The 3,410-nt window shown below is 75.9% G+C and carries 3 protein-coding genes; all 3 read left to right on the top strand.

All coding sequences use genetic code 11. From position 1 onward, the window contains the following. Window positions 1-617, top strand: a 617-nt coding sequence (locus ACFQH9_RS27750) for a hypothetical protein (RefSeq protein WP_379570608.1), incomplete at its 5' end; no start/stop codon positions are given. Between the two features lie 39 nt (window positions 618-656). Next, window positions 657-2,384: a sodium/solute symporter gene (locus ACFQH9_RS27745; protein ID WP_379570606.1), complete on the top strand. Its 1,728-nt coding sequence runs from the start codon at window positions 657-659 to the stop codon at window positions 2,382-2,384. Beyond that, window positions 2,381-3,410 (top strand): sodium:solute symporter family transporter (locus tag ACFQH9_RS27740; protein WP_417715129.1); only part of this gene is annotated, 1,030 nt, incomplete at its 3' end. The genes ACFQH9_RS27745 and ACFQH9_RS27740, both read left to right, overlap by 4 nt.

Raw genomic sequence — 3,410 nt, 5'->3', positions numbered from 1 at the left:
GGGCGCACGCCGAGCCGCCCTTCGAGCAGGCCGCCCCGCCGGACCCCGCGCCCCACGCCGCCGCGCAGGCCCCCGCGGCCGACGCCGCCCGGGCCGAGGCCGGCCAGGCCGTCGACCCCGCCTCCCGGCTCCCGCTGTCGGCCCGCACGGCCGGTGCCCCCTCGCCCACGGTGGCCGCCACCGCACCCGGCGCCGACACCGGCCCCGGCCGCCCCGTCGGCGCCCGGTTCCGCCCGGTCGAGGAGGAGCCCCCCGAGGGCGTGCCCCGTCGCGTCCGCGTGGTGCTGAGCGAGCGCAAGGGGGTCGCCCGCACCGTCCGCACCGTGGTGGACGTCCAGGAGGGCACCGCCGTCGGCGAGCTGCTGCGGACCAACCTGATCGGCCTCCAGCTCTCGGTCGCGCTGCGCATCGGCGGCCTCGCCGTGCTCGTGCTCGGGCTGCTGCCCGCGGTGTTCGCGTTCTACCCCGAGCTGGGCCGCACGGAGGTGCTGGGGCTGCGGCTGCCCTGGCTGCTGCTCGGCGTGCTGGTCTACCCGTTCCTGCTGGCCCTGGGCTGGTGGCACACCAAGGCCGCCGAGAAGGTCGAACAGAACTTCGCCGACCACGTCCAGGACTGACCCACCCCGCTCCCCGCCCGATCCCCAGAGAGCTCCCCGTTGCCCACCCCGTCCGTCATCGCGCTGGTCGCCATCGCCCTCGTCGGCGTCGCGTCCGTGGTCATCGGGTCGCTGGGCGTTCGCGTCGCCCGCAGCACCTCGGACTTCCTGGTCGCCTCCCGCACCGTCGGCGCCGTTCCCAACGCCGCCGCGATCTCCGGCGAGTACCTCTCCGCCGCGACCTTCCTCGGCATCGCGGGCCTGGTGCTGCGCGAGGGCGCCACGGCGCTCTGGTACCCGATCGCCTTCTGCGCCGGGTACCTGTCGCTGCTGCTGTTCGTCGCCGCCCCGCTCCGCCGCTCCGGCGCCTACACGATCCCCGACTTCGCCGAGGCCCGGCTGCACTCGCCGCGGCTGCGCCGGCTGTGCACCGCGCTGGTGCTGCTGATCGGCTGGCTCTACCTGCTCCCGCAGCTGCAGGGCGCGGGCCTCTCGCTCACCACCCTGACCGCGCTGCCCCCCTGGGTCGGGGTGCTCGGCGCGGGCGTGCTGGTGGTGCTGTGCGTGGTGGCCGGCGGCATGCGCTCGATCACCTTCGTGCAGGCCTTCCAGTACTGGCTCAAGCTCACCGCGCTCACCGTGCCCGCGGTCGTCGCGCTGGCGCTGTTCGCCGGGGGCGACCGCGCGCTCGACCGGCCCGCCGCGCCGCAGTTCCCCGAGACCACCACGATCGACGTGCGCACTGCGGTGGAGCTCCAGGTCGTCGCCCCCACCCCCGTCGAGGCCCGGGGCGAGGTCGACGGGGAGACGGTGGACGGGCCGCTCGTCTGGCGGCCCGGCCTGCACACCGTGGAGGCCGGCACCGCGCTGCGGTTCGCCGCCGGCACCGGCGTCCCCGTGCCGGTCGGCGCCCCCGCGACGGACCGGGAGTGGCTGGAGCCGCGGTCGGGTCCGCTGAACCTGCTCGAGATCTACTCGATCCTCGTCGCGGGGATCGCCGGCACGATGGGCCTGCCGCACGTGCTCGTCCGCTTCTACACCAACCCGGACGGCCGGGCCGCCCGCCGCACCACCGTCGTCGTGCTGGCCATGATCGGCGGGGTGTTCGTGCTGGTCACACTGTTGGGTCTGCTGTCCCGCGCCTTCACCCCGCAGCTCCTGGTCGACGGCCGCACGGACGGGGCGGTCCTGCTCGTCCCGACCGCCGCCCTCGGCGACGGCTGGGCGGGCTGGCTGCTCGGCGGGCTGGTGTCCGCCGGCGCCGCGGCGGCCTTCCTCTCGACGTCGTCGGGCCTGGTCGTGAGCCTGGCCGGCGTACTGTTCACGGACGTGCTGAAGGGACGGCTGCGGGACTTCCGGCTCGCCGCCCTGCTGTCCGCGATGGTCCCGGTGGCGCCCGCCCTGGCCGTCACCCGGCTGGACCTGGCGCTCACGGTCCCGCTCGTCTTCGCGGTCTCCGCCGCCACCTTCTGCCCGCTGCTGGTGCTGGGCGTGTGGTGGCGCGGGCTCACCCCCGCCGGCGCGACCGCGGGCCTGCTCGTCGGCGGGGTGCTCTCGGCCGTCGGCGTCGGGTTCGCGCTGGCCGGGAACGTGCCCGAGGGGGCCGTCGGCGTGCTGCTGCTGCGGCCCGCCGCGGTCGCCGTGCCGCTGGCCTTCCTCACGATGGTCGTGGTCAGCCGGGCGACCCGGCGGGACGTCCCGCTCGACGCCGACCGCACGCTGCTGCAGCTGCACGCGCCCGAACGCCTCGGCCTCTCCCGCGAGCGGCTGCAGCGGGAACCCTCGTGAGCGTCACGGCCGTCGCCGCGGTCACCGCGATCCTGCTGGTCGCGGTGGCCTCGACGGTCATCGGGGCGCTCGGCCAGCGGTCCCGCCGGACGTCGGACTTCCTGGTCGCCTCCCGCACCGTCGGACCGGCCGCGAACGCCGGCGCGATCTCCGGCGAGTACCTGTCCGCCGCCTCGTTCCTCGGCGTGGCGGGACTCGTGCTCCGGGACGGCGTCGACGCGCTCTGGTACCCCGTCGGCTACACCGCGGGCTACCTGTCGCTGCTGCTGTTCGTGGCCGCCCCGCTGCGCCGCTCGGGCGCCTACACCGTGCCGGACTTCGCCGAGCTCCGGCTGCGTTCGGGCGCGCTGCGCCGGATCTGCAGCGTGTTCGTGCTGGTCATCGGGTGGCTGTACCTGCTGCCGCAGCTGCAGGGCGCGGGCCTCACCGTGAACGTGGTGACCGGGCTGCCCACCTGGATCGGCTCCACCTCGGCCGGGCTGATCGTGATCGCGACGGTGGTGCTGGGCGGCATGCGCTCGGTCACCTTCGTGCAGGCCTTCCAGTACTGGCTCAAGCTCACCGCGCTGGCCCTGCCCGCGATCGTCGCGCTGCTGTTCTTCCTCGGCAGCGGGCACCACTTCGACCGGCCGGAGGCACCGGACTTCCGCGAGCGCACCACCGTCGGCGTCGACACCGACGTGCAGCTCGACACCGGCGGCCCGACCCGGGTGGAGGTCGGCCCGGCGGGCGGGGAGGTGGACGGCGCCGCGGTGCCGCCCGGCACCGTGCTCACCTGGGGGCCCGGCACCCGGCACGAGGTCGCCGCCGGCTCCGAGCTGGTCTTCCCGGCCGGCTCCCCGGTCCCGACGACGGCGGGCCGCCCGACCACGGACGCCCGCTGGCTCACCCCGCTGGCCGGCGACGGACCGTACCAGCTGCTCGCCATCTACTCACTGATCATGGCGACCTTCCTCGGCACCATGGGCCTGCCGCACGTCCTCGGCCGCTTCTACACCAACCCCGACGGCCGGGCCGCCCGCCGCA

Origin of the sequence: Pseudonocardia lutea (genome assembly GCF_042658055.1) — a bacterium.
GTDB lineage: Bacteria > Actinomycetota > Actinomycetes > Mycobacteriales > Pseudonocardiaceae > Pseudonocardia > Pseudonocardia lutea.
Note: the sequence above shows the minus strand (reverse complement) of the source record. Positions and strands in the feature narration are given on the sequence as shown.